This is a genomic window from Maribacter sp. MMG018 (assembly GCF_018100785.1).
Taxonomy (GTDB): Bacteria; Bacteroidota; Bacteroidia; order Flavobacteriales; family Flavobacteriaceae; genus Maribacter.
In genome coordinates this window covers 1621639-1638169 of sequence record NZ_JAGJEC010000001.1, presented here as the reverse complement: position 1 = coordinate 1638169, position 16531 = coordinate 1621639, and the positions used below count along the sequence as shown (strand labels likewise).

At 39.8% G+C, this 16531-nt stretch carries 12 protein-coding genes; 8 read left to right on the top strand and 4 right to left on the bottom strand.

All coding sequences use genetic code 11. The annotated features are described in order from the left end of the window. The first annotated feature begins 74 nt into the window (after nt 1-74). Genes J8L85_RS07025 through J8L85_RS07010 form a run of 4 tightly spaced genes read left to right on the top strand, consistent with a single transcriptional unit; the run spans nt 75 to nt 6672 of the window. Nucleotides 75-2813 (top strand): PSD1 and planctomycete cytochrome C domain-containing protein, encoded by a 2739-nt coding sequence (locus tag J8L85_RS07025; protein ID WP_211015860.1) that lies wholly within the window; start codon nt 75-77, stop codon nt 2811-2813. Nucleotides 2814-2837: 24 nt separating this feature from the next. Beyond that, complete coding sequence (locus J8L85_RS07020; protein ID WP_211015858.1) at nt 2838-4355, top strand: DUF1501 domain-containing protein; 1518 nt, start codon at nt 2838-2840, stop codon at nt 4353-4355. Nucleotides 4356-4380: 25 nt separating this feature from the next. Beyond that, entirely contained in the window at nt 4381-5265 is an 885-nt protein-coding gene (locus J8L85_RS07015) for a sugar phosphate isomerase/epimerase (protein WP_247656571.1), read from the top strand. Nucleotides 5266-5277: 12 nt separating this feature from the next. Beyond that, complete coding sequence (locus J8L85_RS07010; protein ID WP_211015856.1) at nt 5278-6672, top strand: c-type cytochrome domain-containing protein; 1395 nt, start codon at nt 5278-5280, stop codon at nt 6670-6672. A gap of 62 nt (nt 6673-6734) precedes the next feature. Here the strand turns inward: J8L85_RS07010 and J8L85_RS07005 are convergent, their stop codons facing one another. Beyond that, nucleotides 6735-7844 (bottom strand): galactokinase family protein, encoded by a 1110-nt coding sequence (locus tag J8L85_RS07005; RefSeq protein ID WP_247656570.1) that lies wholly within the window; start codon nt 7842-7844, stop codon nt 6735-6737. Between the two features lie 271 nt (nt 7845-8115). On the opposite strand from J8L85_RS07005, the gene J8L85_RS07000 reads away from it, so the two are divergent. Further along, nucleotides 8116-8346 carry a hypothetical protein gene (locus tag J8L85_RS07000; protein WP_211015854.1) on the top strand — a complete coding sequence of 77 codons (231 nt, stop codon included), beginning with the start codon at nt 8116-8118 and terminating at the stop codon, nt 8344-8346. Between the two features lie 186 nt (nt 8347-8532). On the opposite strand, the gene J8L85_RS06995 is transcribed toward J8L85_RS07000, so the two are convergent. Beyond that, nucleotides 8533-9618: a phosphoglyceromutase gene (locus tag J8L85_RS06995; protein ID WP_211015852.1), complete on the bottom strand. Its 1086-nt coding sequence runs from the start codon at nt 9616-9618 to the stop codon at nt 8533-8535. A 243-nt stretch (nt 9619-9861) separates the two neighbouring features. Here J8L85_RS06995 and J8L85_RS06990 point away from each other — a divergent pair, with 243 nt between their 5' ends. From J8L85_RS06990 to J8L85_RS06980, 3 genes are all read left to right on the top strand, one after another. Continuing rightward, on the top strand, nt 9862-10050 hold the full coding sequence (locus J8L85_RS06990; RefSeq protein ID WP_211015850.1) for a hypothetical protein: 189 nt from the start codon (nt 9862-9864) through the stop codon (nt 10048-10050). A 242-nt stretch (nt 10051-10292) separates the two neighbouring features. Beyond that, nucleotides 10293-12596 carry an FdhF/YdeP family oxidoreductase gene (locus J8L85_RS06985; RefSeq protein ID WP_211015848.1) on the top strand — a complete coding sequence of 768 codons (2304 nt, stop codon included), beginning with the start codon at nt 10293-10295 and terminating at the stop codon, nt 12594-12596. 78 nt (nt 12597-12674) lie between these two features. Next, a complete protein-coding gene (locus J8L85_RS06980) occupies nt 12675-14057 on the top strand; it encodes an exonuclease domain-containing protein (protein WP_211015846.1) in 1383 nt (460 codons plus the stop codon). Between the two features lie 452 nt (nt 14058-14509). On the opposite strand, the gene J8L85_RS18055 is transcribed toward J8L85_RS06980, so the two are convergent. Then, nucleotides 14510-14638, bottom strand: a complete 129-nt coding sequence (locus J8L85_RS18055; protein WP_282103019.1) for a hypothetical protein — start codon at nt 14636-14638, stop codon at nt 14510-14512. A 156-nt stretch (nt 14639-14794) separates the two neighbouring features. Beyond that, nucleotides 14795-16522, bottom strand: coding sequence for a sulfate permease (gene sulP, locus J8L85_RS06975; RefSeq protein WP_211015844.1), 1728 nt, complete (start codon nt 16520-16522; stop codon nt 14795-14797). Between the last annotated feature and the right edge of the window lie 9 nt (nt 16523-16531).

Below are 16531 nucleotides of genomic sequence, written 5' to 3'. Positions count from 1 at the left end.
CTCAAAAATGAGTCCGTAAACCAAACTTAAATAGACCATAATCGCTATTGGCAACTGAAAAAGTTCTGATAAAAATGAATAGACAGAAACTCTTATCATATGCTAAAATCTGGATATCCCTGATAGCTATCAGTTTAATTTATTCTTGCAATACCTCATCGGAACAAATAGATTTTAGCACTCAGATAAAACCCATCTTAAACAATAAATGTATTAGCTGCCATGGAGGGGTAAAAAAAAGCGGTGGATTCAGTTTACTTTTTAAAGAAGAGGCTTTTGCGGCAACCGAATCGGGCAAACCCGCAATAATACCGGGCAATGCAAGCGAAAGTGAATTTATAAAGAGACTTCACGAGGAGGATCCCGAGTTAAGAATGCCCTATGAAAAACCGAAGCTTTCCAAAGAAGAGATAGATTTACTGACCAAATGGATAGACCAAGGTGCCAAATGGGGGCAGCACTGGGCCTATTCTTTACCCAAAGAAGTTACGGTACCCGCAATAACGGAAGAAGCCAGTTTAATCATAAAGGAGAAAAATGATTTTTTACAGAACGATATCGATAAATTCATAATCAATCGTTTAGAAGACAACGACCTTCCCCCAAACCACCCTGCAGATAAAAGTACATTGATCCGAAGATTATCTTTTGATATTACCGGACTACCGCCTACCAATAACCTATACGAAGCATTTACAAAAGGTGAAATCACCTACGAAGAGGCAGTCGATAACCTTTTGGCACAAGATACGTTCGGTGAGAAATGGGCAAGTTGGTGGTTGGATCTGGCCCGTTATGCAGATACCAAAGGGTACGAAAAAGACAACGGCAGAAGTATGTGGCGCTATAGGGATTGGGTCATAAAATCCTTTAACGAAGACATGCCCTATGATCAGTTCACGACCGAACAATTGGCCGGAGACCTACTACCAGACCCTTCGGTAGATCAACTGATCGCCACGGCCTTTCACAGAAACACCATGAACAATGATGAAGGCGGTACCGATGATGAAGAGTTCAGGGTAGCCTCGGTGATGGATAGGGTAAATACAACTTTTTCTGTATGGCAAAGCACCACTATGGAATGTGTTCAATGCCACAGCCACCCATACGACCCTTTTAAGTTTGAAGAATACTATAAAAGCTTTGCCTATTTCAACAATACGGCCGATGAGGATACTCCGGATGAAAGTCCGAACATACGTTTTTATACCGATGAACAAAACGACAAGAAAAACAAGATTATCTCTTGGGTAGAAAAATACGGTTCAAAAAAAGAAGCAAAACTGTATGAAGAATTTTTATCCTATATGGAGCCAAAATATTTGGCCCACGACGCAACCGATTTTGTAAACGGAGAACTTGCCGACACCAAATATTTGGCACTTTGGGACGATGGTTCTTGTGTATTAAAGAACGTAAACACCCAAGGCGCCTCGGCCATGTACATGAACTACAAAGCTTTTATGGACGGCACCACCATGACTATTAGAAAAAACAATAGCAAAGGTGAAATTTTGGCCCAGTTCAAGATCAATAAAACAAAAGGAAATATCATAAGAAAAATACCTTTCAAAAAAATCAACGAACCAACCGACCTTTATTTTGAATCGGACAACGATCGAATCGGAAAGCAGGTCTCTACGAGCTTTATCACTTGGTTTGCTTTTTTAAAGGACATTCCGGGAGATACGGAAGCCGGATACCCCCAGATAAACAAATCTTTTTTAGAACTATTGAACACACATACCCAAGAACTTCCGATCATGGTAGAAAATCCTGGATATATGGCGAGGTCCACTCAAATTTTTGAACGAGGCAATTGGCTGGCAAAAGGCGACACGGTGCAACCAGGTACACCAAAAATTCTTAACGACTACAACGAAGAATGGCCTGCCAATCGTCTTGGACTGTCTAAATGGCTGGTAAGCAAAGAGAACCCGTTAACCGCCCGTACGTTGGTAAATCGTGTATGGCATCAAATATTCGGAAGAGGTATTGTTTCGTCTTTGGAAGACATGGGAACACAATCAGACCCTCCAAGCCACCCTAGATTATTGGACTGGCTTTCTTTACGGTTCATGAACGAGCATGCCTGGGGTATGAAAGCACTTATAAAAAACATTGTTATGTCCGGCACCTACAGGCAAAGTTCCGTAGCTACGCCAGAACTGTACCAAAAAGACCCCAATAACGAACTTTATGCCCGCGGCCCAAGACTACGTTTAAGCGCTGAGCAGATCAGGGACCAAGCATTGGCGATTTCCGGATTGTTAAGTAAAAAAATGTACGGCCCAGGGGTTATGCCTCCCCAACCAGACGGGGTTTGGCAATCGGTATACAGTAACGAGTCATGGGTAGAAAGCAAAGGAGAGGATAAATACAGGCGAGCTATATACACTTATCTAAAACGTACCAGCCCCTACCCTTCCTTTATCACATTCGATGCCGGTAGCAGAGAGGTATGCACTATTCGTCGTACGGTGACCAATACACCGCTACAGGCATTGGTTACCTTAAACGACCCCGTTTATATGGAAGCTGCTTACACGCTAGCAAAATCGATGGAGGCGGAGAGTATTGAAAAGGCAATCTCGATAGGATATAAAAAAGCGACATTCTCAGAAATCAATAGCGAAAAACTGGACGTATTAAAAAACCTGTACGATCAGGCATTGGAAGAGTTTGAAACAACAAACGAATACCGGGAAAATTTTGCAGGATTAAAGGAAAAACCAAGTGCAAAACTAGCCGCATTGACCATTGTAGCCAATGCCATAATGAACCTAGATGAATTTTTGACCAAGGCCTAACCCTTATACAAACCAAGAACTACTATGAAAAACAACATAGAGAATCTCATAGCAGAAAAACTGAAAAGAGAAATAGAGACCCAGACCCGTAGGCACTTTATAAAACAATGTGCCACCGGTATGGGGGGACTAGCCTTGGGATCTATCTTTATGGGCTGCGACCCTTTAAGCCCATCAAAAAACAACAACAATCTACACACCGGTTTTACCGAGAGAGACCTTAATCCTTTGGCCACCCTGTCACCTCCTTTTGCCCCCAAGGTTAAAAATGTAATTTATTTACACATGGCCGGAGCCCCATCTCAATTAGAGATGTTCGACTATAAGCCAGAATTGGCAAAACTTAACAATCAAGAATGTCCACAATCGTTATTGGAAGGAAAGAAATTTGCATTTATAAGGGGCACCCCCAAGCTTCTAGGTCCACAGGCAACATTTAAGCAAGAGGGCGAATCAGGAAATTGGGTATCCGACAACTTGCCTCACTTTAAAAAAGTGGTAGACGAAGTGGCCTTCTTAAAAGCGGTGCATACCGATCAGTTCAACCATGGTCCGGCCCAATTGTTCATGCATACGGGAAGCCCAAGATTGGGAAGACCCAGTATTGGCTCTTGGGTAACTTACGGCCTAGGTTCTGAAAATCAAAACCTACCCGGCTTTGTAGTACTTACCTCTGGCGGAAAGGCACCTAGTGCCGGTAAAAGTGTTTGGGGAAGTGGTTTCTTGCCCTCTGTATACCAAGGAGTTCAATGTAGATCTAAAGGCGACCCCGTATTATATATCGAAGACCCCGATGGCATCTCGCGCGACCTAAAAAAGAATACGATCAAGGCAATTAACGAAATCAACAAGAAAGAGTATTCAAAATATGCCGACCCGGAAATATTGGCCCGTATCAACCAGTACGAAATGGCCTATAGAATGCAAATTGCGGTTCCGGAGGTAATGAACATCAATAACGAACCCGATCACATCAAAGAAATGTATGGTGTAGAACCTGGTAAGGAATCTTTCGCCAACAATTGCCTTTTAGCCAGAAAACTGGTAGAGGACGGGGTTCGCTTTGTACAGTTGTTCGATTGGGGATGGGATGCACATGGCACCGATGCCAGCACAGCCGTAGATTTAGGGCTCAAAAATAAATGTAGAGAAATCGACCGCCCTATGAGCGCCTTGTTATTGGACCTAAAACAAAGAGGTCTACTAGAAGACACCTTGGTTGTATGGGGAGGAGAATTTGGCAGAACCCCCATGCAAGAAAATAGGGAAGGTAAAACAATGGGCTTTAAGGGCCGTGATCATCACGGTGATGCCTTTACCATGTGGATGGCCGGTGGTGGCATTAAAAAAGGAGCCTCTCACGGACAAACGGACGCCATCGGATTTTCTGGTGTAGATGGAAGGGTATCCGTTCATGATGTTCATGCCACCATCTTACACTTACTAGGTTTTGACCATGAACAGTTTACGTACGATTTTCAAGGCAGACCCTTCCGTTTAACGGATGTAGAGGGCGAAGTAATACACGAAATCTTAGCTTAATCCATAAAAAACAAACCCATTGCGCATGAACATACTTCGACCTTTACTTTCTTTTATGATATTTCTAACTGTCTTATCGGGAAAAGGACAAGAAGAAAACAAAATCCTATTTTTTCAGACAGATTGGGGGCGTACCTCTTCTTGGGATACTTTTTGCGAAAAAACCAAGGCCGCCGGATATGACGGTATTGAAATATGGTTTCCAAAAGATGCGGAGGACCAAAAAAACCTAAAAGCCGCTCTTAAAAAACACGACCTAAAAGTAGGTTTCTTGAACGGCACCAATAAATCAATGCCCTTTCAGGAAAGTTTAAAAACCTATGGCGAACATTTAAAGATGTTGACCACTTGGTCTCCCGTTTACATCAACTGCCACACGGGAAGCGATTTTTTTACATTTGAACAAAACAAGGCCTTTATAGATATAGCCAACCAAATATCAAAGGAAAGCAACATACCCATATACCACGAAACACACAGGGGGCGTTTTAGCTTTAACCTTCCAGATACAAAAACCTATATCAACAAAATACCGAAACTTCAACTAAATCTGGACATTAGCCATTGGATGGTCGTACACGAATCATTATTGGAAAATCAAGATAAAGAACTCGAAGAAATACTAAAGCGTACACATCACCTTCACGCCCGTGTTGGTTATGCAGAAGGTCCACAAGTAAACGACCCGGAAGCTCCAGAGTGGAAAAAAGCGGTAAACAGGCACATGGATATCTGGGAAAAAGTTATTAGGAACCACTGGAAAACCAACAAGGTATTTACCCTGACCACAGAATTTGGACCTGCGGACTATATGCCTACCCTACCCTACACCAGGGTACCCGTAGCAGATCAGTGGAAAGCAAATCTCTATATGATGAAAGTTATCAAGGACAGAATGAATATTGAGTAAACCGTTGACCGCATGCATGTTTTAAAACAACTTTTAGGAAGACTACATCCACTTATCGTTCATTTGCCTATTGGCTTTATAATCATCGGCCTGATTTTACAGGTGTACGATAGAAAGCTAAAGGAACATAACAAAGTAATATCGCTGATTTACCTATGGGCCGGATATTTTGCCATTTTAGCCTGTATTACCGGGTATTTGCAGTATTTAGGGGAAGGTTATTCTTTTGATTCCGTTAAACTACATTTATGGTCCGGTATAGCCACCGCATTGTTTTGCTTTTTAATGTGGGCCAAATTGAAAGATGCCCTTAAAACAACGCTAATTTCAAAAACTCCGTTGGTAGTTTTATCCATGTTATTCTTTGCCCTTATTTCATTTACCGGACATCAAGGAGGCAATATCACCCATGGCGAAGATTATTTGGCAGAACCCTTACCAAACTCCATAAAATCGGCACTCGGTTATGAAGTGTTCGAAGAAAAAGAAATTGTGCTTACGGACGAAAATTGGGAAACGGCCGTTTTATACACCGATGTTGTTCAACCTATACTCAACAATCACTGTGTAAGTTGCCATAATCCAAAAAAGGCAAAAGGTGAATTACTGTTACATACCCGAGAAGGTATTTTGAAAAGTGGAGAAAACGCACCTGTAATATTGGCCGATCACCCCAATAAAAGTGAGCTCTTTACCAGAATGGAACTTCCTGTGGAAGATGACAAACATATGCCTCCGGACGGAAAGACACAACCATCTAAAGAAGCCATTAAACTCATAGGTGTTTGGATAGAAAATGGACTTTCTTTTGATAAAACCATTGGAGAGCTAGGTTTAGAAAAATCACTTTTTCAATCCTTCTTCCCAAAAACGACAAAAACGAATTATCCTAATATTGAAATTACGGCAGCTCCACAAGACAGCATCAGCAAGGTAAAGAACAGTGGACTTCATATAGACCCCATTAGCGAAAGCACCAACTATCTTCAAGTATCGGCTCTTAACCTGCCTAGTTTTGCAGATACCGATTTTCAACTATTAAAATCCATTGCCCCCCAGATCGCAATACTGGACCTTGGCGGCACACAAATTACGGATGCCCTTATCAAAGATTTAGCGAGCCTACCAAACCTCACTATTGTAAAACTGGACAACACCGTAATTACCGGAGAATATATTGAGTTGTTACAAAACTTAGAGCACCTTAAATCCATCAACCTGTCGAACACCAATTTTAAAAAAGAAAATCTGGACAAGTTAAAAGGGTTTCCTGCATTGGAAAGTGTTTTTCTATTTAATCCCAAATTAGATAAATCGGGAACAGAATTTATCAACGAAGGTAGCACAACTATCGAATACGGAAATTACAACTTGCCGCCCCTTAAAACGGACAGCATTGTTTACTAGAATCACCATATTCCATACATCTAAACCCTATGGATTATTTTATTCTGGTCACCCAAGCAAGATTAAGCGAAGGTTCGAAGGCCCGGATCTACAGAAATAGCGTATGCGTCTTTGGCCCCTGCCCCTAACATGGCTTCAATTATTTTATCTTCGGTACCTGGTTCGGTAATCGCAACGATACTTCCACCTCCACCAGAACCGACAATTTTGGCACCATATGCACCATTATCAAGTGCCGCACTGATCATCGCATCTATCTTAGGAACGGTAATTTGAAGTTTGTCTTTCAGTATCACATGGTGTTGGTTCATCAAATCGCCCAAAACCTTTAAATCGGGAGTTGTCTTTTCCAGCTCTTTCAATGCCAGTTGGGTTATATGATGGTTTTCTATCGCACCTTCAAAATAAGGAACAAATTCTTGTGGCAACACCTTTCTATAGGCCTTTAGATCATCTGGGCCTGCTTTGGCCAAGTCGAACCCAGGAAACTCTTTTTTTACGATCTCAATAGATTTTAAGGCACTCCCCTTTACACGGGACAAAAGCCCTACCGTTTCTTTTGGCACACCAGAAACTCCCGATACCATACCATTAAGGTTCGATTTTATAGGCTGACATTTATACGGCCTTGAAGTCTTAATTTTTACGATACCCCCTACCGCGATACTAAAATGATCCATCATACCACCTGGCTCATTATGCTCCAACACCTCTGCCGAATACGCCAATTCCGCTAAATAATCCTTATCTACGGTATCATCTACACCAAAAGCCTCTACCAAAAAATAGATCCAGGCCAAAAGCACGGCCGAAGAACTGGAATTGCCGGAATTGATAGGTATATTACCGGTTATATGAACATCATAACCTTGATCGGTAACACAACCCCTTCTTCTTAACACCCGCAGTGCAGAACCAAAGTAATCACGGGGTTCTAGTTCAGTGAACATATCGGATATTGATATGACCCTTTTCTTGCCAATATCTTGCATGTTTATGACAAACGAGTCTAAACCGTTGGGCCTGGCCGTCAACGATATTTGCCTATCTATGGCACAAGCAACAACGGGCAGCCCCAGATAATCTTGATGATCCCCAAACAAACAAGTTCTTCCGGGCGACATTATTTTAATTTCTTCCTTCTTTTTCGAGGGTGATATTCTTTCGTTCAATGCAAACCTATTAAAATGAATGGCGATAAAAATAAAGGTTAATATCTAATCAAAAAAATAACGGATGCAGTAAGTTTTACCCATTTACGAGCACAACAAAATCAATACCGAATGTTCATTCGTGACATCTATACAGTATAAACCCTGATCAACTGTAATTTATCAACTACAAATAATTGTTTTACAGCGATTTGTTAAAAACATGTTCATTAAAATTCATTTTACTTTTTCAATATTTATTTATATTTGAATACCTACCATTACCAATAGAATGATCGAAAACATCAAAACAATGTTCAGTAAAATGAACGATTACACCCGAGATACGGCACTATCGTGCCTAATGTCCGAGTTTAAATTGGACAACAAAAAGGCTATAACCAAAAATTGGATGATCGGTGGGAGAATCCCTGAAAAATACCAGGAAAGAACAGTGGTTATCTTTCAAAACCTACTAAGGGAACAAACCATGAAAGTCAAAGAAATTGAAGTAAATTTTTAAGGTCTACACTTTAATTTACAACTGTTTTTTTTACCGACCAACACACATTTCAACCCCAATAAACATCTAAAAAATAACCGGTAGATCCCGAAGAAAATACCGGTTATAAACTAACTTAAACTGATTCTAAACCTCACAGCAAAGATGGCTCGCAATTGTTATTACACAATTACCCCAAGGTGAAGTTTAGTTTAAGTCAAGAATATCTGCCGGCATTTTATCCTTATCTATTTTTAACCCTAGAACATTCATAATCGTTGGCGCTATCTGATTACTAAAAAGTTGCTTTTCATTTTTTATCTCACCTTTCGGACTTACCCCTTTACCAAAGGCAATAAACCACACACTACCCGCTCCGACGATATCGCCACCATGGCTTTTCCATGTATCTAGGGGCTTTGTTCCACGACCATGATCCGTGGTGATCATAAAAACGGTCTTGTTCTTATAAAACCCATCCGATTGTGTAAAATTCCAAAGTTCCCTTATTAACGCATCTGTCGTATGTGCCGATTTTAAATAGGCCCCATAATCACCATCATGGGCAAAATCGTCTGTTTCCCCATAAGATATATAAATGAATTCCGGATGGTTCTTTTTCATTTCCTCGATAGCATAATGGTGGGTGAAAGCATCTAACCTAACAGTGCTCCACGGACTGGGTACTATGGGTTGCAATTGGTTCAAGAACTTTTCCCTTTCCGTTAAATTTTCCTCTTTAGCTATTTCAAAACCAGCATTTACGGGTACACCAGAGCGACCCTCGTTAATGATAAAAGGAAAAACGTCCCAACTACCAAAGGCCGAGACCTTGTTATTGTACCTTACGCTTTTATTGGCCAATTCTAAAATAGTTTTATTCGGATTAGGTATCTTATCATTACTAACAATACGCTTATCATCTGCTTTTCCCGTTAATATTTCGTTATAGCCAGGATAGGAAAACCACATGGTATTCGTTAAATCCACCTTACTCCCCAATGCACGATTTCCATGAATCTGACCTATTTCATATATCTCTGACCATATGAAGGGAAGTAAGGCCTTTCTACGTTCTTCCGGTGTTTCCCTCCAGAATCTTTTCTTAAGTGCCGTTGTATCGTGTACATACTCCCGATTGGTTATAAGTTGTGGATCTGCCCCCGAAAACATTTCTTGCCAACGAAAACCGTCCAACGTAATCAATACTACCTTGGTATTATCTTCTTGCGAATAAACCTCTGGCACACTGCTGAGAAGCAATAATAACGATACTAAAATTTTGGTATTCATATTTGCTATATAATTAAGTTGGTATAAGCCCCGTTTAACATTTAGTTTTTCACCCAAAATCTATTAATCAATAAAAAATTAACCAACAATATTCAATCGATAATTTTATTAACAATTTATCGTAATAACTTTTTAAGTGCATTTCATCGAAAAAATTGGTCTTTTAATCGTTTAAAAGAATCATATGGATATTTTTGAGAAACCCATTCAACCAATTATCAATCAATTAGCATTAAGTCTTAAATGAAAAAAGTCTCCCTAAAGTCCCTAATGTTTTCTTTACTTTCTATTTCTTTTCTTTTAAACTTAACTTCTTGCAACAAACAACACGATTTGGTTTCCGAATTTGTGATTTCAGAAGATGTTACCTCTACCAACTTGATCAATACTGACCAAATTACCGATTCTAAAGAACTAACGGAACAAGAATAGACCTCTATTTTAAAAGTATTCCGTATCGGGCCTGTTTGCATTAGCAGGCTACCTTAGACAACACCGTCGACCATTATTCTATTTTCTTCCGTTTCGCCAATAACAGTTGGCATTATTTTTTCGTAGACTCCACAATATAAACAGATTGTTATATTCCAATAGTTAAAATAATAGTGAAGCTCCTATGGGGTTTAATTCTATTTGTAATAACTTGGAATCAAATACAAAAAAAGGGGAACGCAATGTCCACATCCAACAAAAGAAACATATCCTTGACAGGAAATATAGAATTTACAGGAATCACCCTTAAAGAACCCAAAAATTTCGCAGCTGGCATACCTGCCGTAAAAGTAGCCGTACAACATACTTTTAAAGAAATGGGTGCCTTAGAAGCATTGTCTACCCTATCACATATGAACCAAAAAGAAGGATTCGATTGTCCCGGATGCGCATGGCCAGACCCCGACAAACCTTCTAAACTAGGAGAATATTGTGAAAATGGGGCAAAAGCACTGGCAGAAGAAGCAACCTACAAAAAAGTCGATGAAGCATTTTTTAAAAAATATAGTGTCGAAAAAATCTCCAATTGGTCCGATTTTAAAATTGGAAAAAGCGGTCGTTTAACCCAGCCCATGATACTGCGTGAAGGGGAAATTCACTACAGCCCCATATCTTGGGAAGATGCCTATACGCTTATCGCCCATGAATTAAGGGCTTTAAATTCTCCCGATGAAGGTATTTTTTATACTTCGGGAAGATCTAGTAATGAAGCTGCGTTTTTATACGGTCTTTTTATAAGGGCCTTTGGCACCAACAACATGCCAGATTGCTCAAACATGTGCCATGAGAGCAGTGGTGTCGCTCTTTCAGAAACATTGGGAATAGGAAAAGGCTCGGTAAAACTAGAAGATTTCCACAAAGCCGAAGTTGTAATGGTCATAGGACAAAACCCCGGCACCAATCACCCCAGAATGTTATCGGCCCTAGAAAAATGTAAAAATAACGGAGGTAAGATCATTACCATTAACCCTTTGGCAGAAGCGGGGCTTATTCGTTTTAAGGACCCCCAATCAATTTCGGGACTAACAAAGGGCACTTCACTCACCGACATTCATTTACAGGTAAAAATAAACCAAGATGTAGCTCTTTTAAAACTGATCATTAAGAGACTTGCCAAGTTGGCTACGACCGACAATACAGTATTTGACCTTGATTTTATTAAAAAACACACCCAAGGTTATGAGGTGCTTTTGGCCGATCTCGCCAATTTTTCTGAAGATGAACTTTTAGAGGCATGTGGGGTCTCAGATGAAAAAATCACCGAGACTGTTGAACTCTTGGCAAAGAACAATAAAGTGATCATTTGTTGGGCCATGGGCCTTACGCAACACAAAAATGGTGTTGATAACATTAAGGAATGTGTAAACCTATTGCTTTTAAAAGGTAGTTTGGGCAAACCCGGTGCCGGTACTTGTCCGGTAAGGGGGCACAGTAATGTACAAGGTGACAGAACAGTGGGTATTATGCACCATGTATCCGAAGAGCTTAATACAGCCATAAAAAATATTTTTGGTTTTACCCCACCCGACAAAGAGGGGCTAGACACGGTACATGCCCTTGAGGCCATGCACCAAAACAAGGCGAAAGTCTTTGTTGCCCTTGGCGGCAACTTTATTTCTGCCGTGGCCGATACCGTATATGCCGCAGAAGCCCTGCAACAATGTAATTTAACGGTACAGATAAGCACCAAACTTAACCGCAGCCACTTAATAACAGGAAAAACAGCATTGATCCTACCCACTTTAGGGCGTTCGGAAAAGGACTCAAAAAATGGGAAATCACAATTTTTAACTGTTGAGAACAGCATGGGAAAGGTACATAGAACCAAAGGTTTGTTAACACCTAAATCAGAACAGTTAAAAAGTGAACCTGAAATTATTGCTGGTATTGCCGATGCCTATTTTAAGGGAACCCACCCTGTTGAATGGAAACGACTAGGAAACGATTATGACCTCATAAGAGAAAAAATATCCCAAACGATCAAGGGTTTTAAAGAAGTACAAAAAGCATCGGAAGGAGCCGGTTACTATCTACCCAATAATGTTAGAGAACTGGATTTTAATAAATTGCCTAATAAAAAAGCGCAATTCAGTATCTGCCGATTGGCACAGCACCGATTAAGACCCAACGAGTTTTTATTGATGACGATACGGTCTCACGATCAATTCAACACCACTATTTACGGACTTAACGACCGGTACAGGGGCATTAAAAACGAGCGTCGTGTGGTTTTTATGAACATTGCGGACATGAACCGTTTCGGTTACAAAAAATTTGATGTTGTCGATTTGATCAGCAATTATGAAAATAAGGAAAGACGCGCGGAGAAATTTTTGATCATACCCTATAACATACCAAAAGGCAACCTGGCCGCCTATTTTCCCGAAACCAATATCATAGTACCACACAACCATTTTGCGGATAAGAGCAATACCCCTATTAGCAAATCGATCATTGTTCATTTAGAAAGAAACTACAACATATAGCATTTGTGTATTCGTTATTTAAAAATCGGCTTATAAGATGTAAAAATGCGCTAACTTTATAGTAAACAATTCCGATTTTTGTATAGCATTGTAGACATAGAGACCACCGGCAACGGTATAAAAGGCAACCGTATTACAGAAATTTCCATCTTTAAAACCAATGGTTATGAGGTCATAGACGAATTTACATCATTGGTAAACCCAGAATGTGAGATTCCCTATTTTATAACCGGCCTTACCGGCATCGATAACGATATGGTGCGAAATGCCCCAAAGCTCGACGAAATAGCCCATAAAATATTAGAAATTACGGCAGATACCATTTTTGTTGCCCATAGCGTAAATTTTGACTACAACGTTATAAAGAACGAATTTCAACAGATAGGGCTGGATTTTGTTCGAAAGAAATTATGTACCGTAAGGCTCTCCAGAAAACTGATTCCGGGTTATAACTCGTACAGCTTGGGCAAGCTATGTTCTGCCATAGGTATACCTTTAAAAGACAGGCACAGGGCCAGGGGCGATGCACACGCCACCATGTTGTTGTTTCATAAATTATTAAGAACACCCAATGCAGATAAGGTTTTCAAATCTTTCTTAAACGCCAAATCGCAAGAAGCTACACTACCACCTTCACTGCCAAAGGCAGAGTTCGAAAAGTTACCCACCACCCCCGGTGTCTATTACTTTAAAGACAGTAAGGGAAAAATTATATACGTAGGTAAGGCCATTAATATTAAAAAGAGGGTGCTAAGCCATTTTTACGACAAATCAACAAAAGAGGTTACCCTTTGTTCTGAGACCTCATACTTGGACTATGAAGAAACCGGAAGTGAACTGATCGCCCTTCTACAGGAATCGGCCGAAATAAAAAGACACTATCCCAAGTTTAACAGGGCCCAAAAAAGACAGGTTCAACAGTACGCCATATTTAGCTATGAAGACCGGAACGGTATTCTTCATTTAGCTTTCAACAAATTAAAAATGGCCCCCAATCCGTTGCATATATTTTATAGCATAACGGAATGTAGGCTTTTTTTAGAATCGCTCTGTGAAACATTTGAGCTGTGTCCTAAATATTGTCACTTACAAGAAAATGTTGAAAGCTGCTCCCACTATAAGATCAAACAATGCATCGGCATATGTTCTGATCTATCATATACAAAAGAATATAATGAAAGGGTGGTTACCGCCATAGAATCGCTAGAGGAGACCAAAACCGATTACGTTATAAAGACCAAGGGCAGAACCATTGATGAAGAAGCATTTGTACTTACAAGAAGAAATATCTATGTAGGCTATGGTTTTGTTTCAAAAGAAACCAGCCTCACACATTTGGACGATTTTGAAAACTATTTGATAAGGCAGCAAAGTACCCTAGAAGCACAACGCATACTAGAATCGTTTATAAGAAAAAAAGAGCCTAAAATATTGAAGTTCACAGCGGAAACCACCCGCTAAAGACGGGTATTGCTATTTCATTTTATTATACATCCGTATCACGAAAAAAAGCCATACCAAAAAGATAAAGCCGACAATCAACGAATAGATTAAAACAAAGTCCACTATTTACGATACTTTAAGTAATTCATAAAACCTAGAATTGTCGGGGCCCATAGAGCAATAAATATAGCTTCGAGCTGGTCTCCCCTTAAAAACAATACTTCGGATACGATTATAATGGATAAGACTACCAAAAGCATTATAAAATTTATCAATCCTATACGCTGAATAAAATTTTTAATCATCTTGTGTAATACAAATCCTACTTAAAGGTATTAAAATATAAGACGTTATCTTAAAAAAATTTAAGATATTTTTAACAATTAGGGTGTATTTATAAAATCCTTGCCATAAAATACGAATCAATTATCAATTAAACTAACGTTTTTGCTTATCGAAAAAAGACATATTTACTCTTTTTTCTTTCCACTGTTCATCATACTGACCAATACCAGTATTAAAATGACCACTACCGCCACAAAAACACCGATTATAACTATTCCGTAACTCCAGTTGACCAAGGGTACCAAATTTTCCATATCTATTCAATTATTCAATTAGCAGGTTATTAAAGAATTATAATACAAATTCTCAATGATAAAAATAATCGGTTGCATGCTTTCATTTTATGACATTGGTCATAATATGAACCTTAAAGGGTTAGTAGGATATGGACAACACCAACAGGTACGCAACTATTTGAGCTTACTGTTCTCATGGGCGACCCTGGTGGTAATCATTGGAACCTTATCTGGATTATCATAAAAATCAACGGCCTCTTTCGTTTTTACGAACAAGAACTCTTTTTGTAGTTCATGAATAATTTTACTGTTAAAAATAATATCGCGCATAGGACCAATAGCCCCGGCTATATAAAATTGCAGTCCATTTTCATGAATTTGGTGTATTAGCTTTGAAAGTGTATCCGCTGCAGTGGCATCTATATAATTAATGGCCTCCGCGTTTAAAATAACCGCTTTTAGGTCTGGGCCTTTACCCTTTATCTGTTTCAACAACTCTTTTTTGAAATATGCCGAATTACCAAAATACAATTGAGAGTCGAACCGTACGATCAAGAGATCTTTTCGTATTATCACCTCATCATCAAACCTTTTGATGTTCTTATAATAATCGGACCCTTTTACATTGCCCAATTCGGCAAAGTGGGGTTTTGACGTACGATACACCATTAGCAACAACGACAAAAGCACCCCGATCAGAATACCTTGGGTTATGCCAACAAAAAGAGTAATCAGAAAAGTCAGTAACAATACCGCAAACTCATCTTTTCTATCCGCCCAAAGTACTTTAGCGTATTTAAGGTCGATCAAACCAAAAACGGAAACCATAATGATACTTGCCAAAGCTGCATTGGGCAAAAACCTAAATATGGGCGTAAAGAACAATAATGTAAGCACTACCAACACAACGCTGAACAGACCTGCCAAATTGGTTTGCGCACCTGCGGCATAGTTAATGGCAGACCTAGAGAAACTTGCCGTTGAAGGATACCCGTGAAAAAGAGAACCAACGATATTAGAACTGCCCAATGCCACAAGCTCTTGATCGGCGTCAATGGTTTCCTCCCCGCTCTTTTCTTCCATGGCCTTACCTATTGAAACGGTCTCTAAATACCCCACCAGCGCCAAAGCTAAAGCCATTGGCCATAACTGTTCTAGATTCACAAAATTAACATTGGGTACCGAAAAGGATGGAAAGCCTTTGGGAACTTCACCTACCAATCTTACACCGTACTCACCCAAGTCTAAATAGAATACAGCTACGATCCCCAGTACAACGACCAAAAGTATGGCCGGAAAACTCTTTCTCCATTTCTTGAAGGCGAGAATGATTAAGATTCCTATGAGACCTATAGCCAAATCTACAGGATTGGTATCCGTTATCTTATCAAAAGTAAACTGTATGATTTCATGAAACTTGTTACTTCCGGCCACTTCTAACCCCAACAAATGTTTTAATTGGCTGAACATTATTATAAATGCGGCCGCGGAAGTAAACCCACTTATAACCGGTTTGGACAAGAAATTGACCAAAAACCCCATCCGTAAGATCCCTAACAATAATTGGGTGGCCCCTACCATTAGTGTAAGAACCAAAACCATGGCTATATAGTTCTCTACCCCTGAAATAGCGAGGGTCGAAAGACTTGCCGCCACCAAAAGCGAATCCATGGCAACCGGCCCCACAGCAACTTTCCTAGAAGTTCCTAAAAACACGTATGTTAAAATGGGAAATAACGAGGTATACAAACCATATACCGGTGGCAACCCTGCAATCATGGCATACGCCATACCTTGGGGTACCAACACTATTCCGACAGTAAGACCCGCTATTAAGTCTTTCGTGAAATATTCTTTTTTATAGGTGGTTATCCAAACCAAAAAAGGTAAAAATCGCCTCACTCCCCAAAA

Coding starts and splice junctions, on each gene's coding strand:
- J8L85_RS07025 (WP_211015860.1), top strand. CDS start 75: ATGAATAGACAGAAACTCTTATCATATGCTAAAATCTGGATATCCCTG.
- J8L85_RS07020 (WP_211015858.1), top strand. CDS start 2,838: ATGAAAAACAACATAGAGAATCTCATAGCAGAAAAACTGAAAAGAGAA.
- J8L85_RS07015 (WP_247656571.1), top strand. CDS start 4,381: ATGAACATACTTCGACCTTTACTTTCTTTTATGATATTTCTAACTGTC.
- J8L85_RS07010 (WP_211015856.1), top strand. CDS start 5,278: ATGCATGTTTTAAAACAACTTTTAGGAAGACTACATCCACTTATCGTT.
- J8L85_RS07000 (WP_211015854.1), top strand. CDS start 8,116: ATGATCGAAAACATCAAAACAATGTTCAGTAAAATGAACGATTACACC.
- J8L85_RS06995 (WP_211015852.1), bottom strand. CDS start 9,618: ATGAATACCAAAATTTTAGTATCGTTATTATTGCTTCTCAGCAGTGTG.
- J8L85_RS06990 (WP_211015850.1), top strand. CDS start 9,862: ATGAAAAAAGTCTCCCTAAAGTCCCTAATGTTTTCTTTACTTTCTATT.
- J8L85_RS06985 (WP_211015848.1), top strand. CDS start 10,293: ATGTCCACATCCAACAAAAGAAACATATCCTTGACAGGAAATATAGAA.
- J8L85_RS18055 (WP_282103019.1), bottom strand. CDS start 14,638: ATGGAAAATTTGGTACCCTTGGTCAACTGGAGTTACGGAATAGTTATA.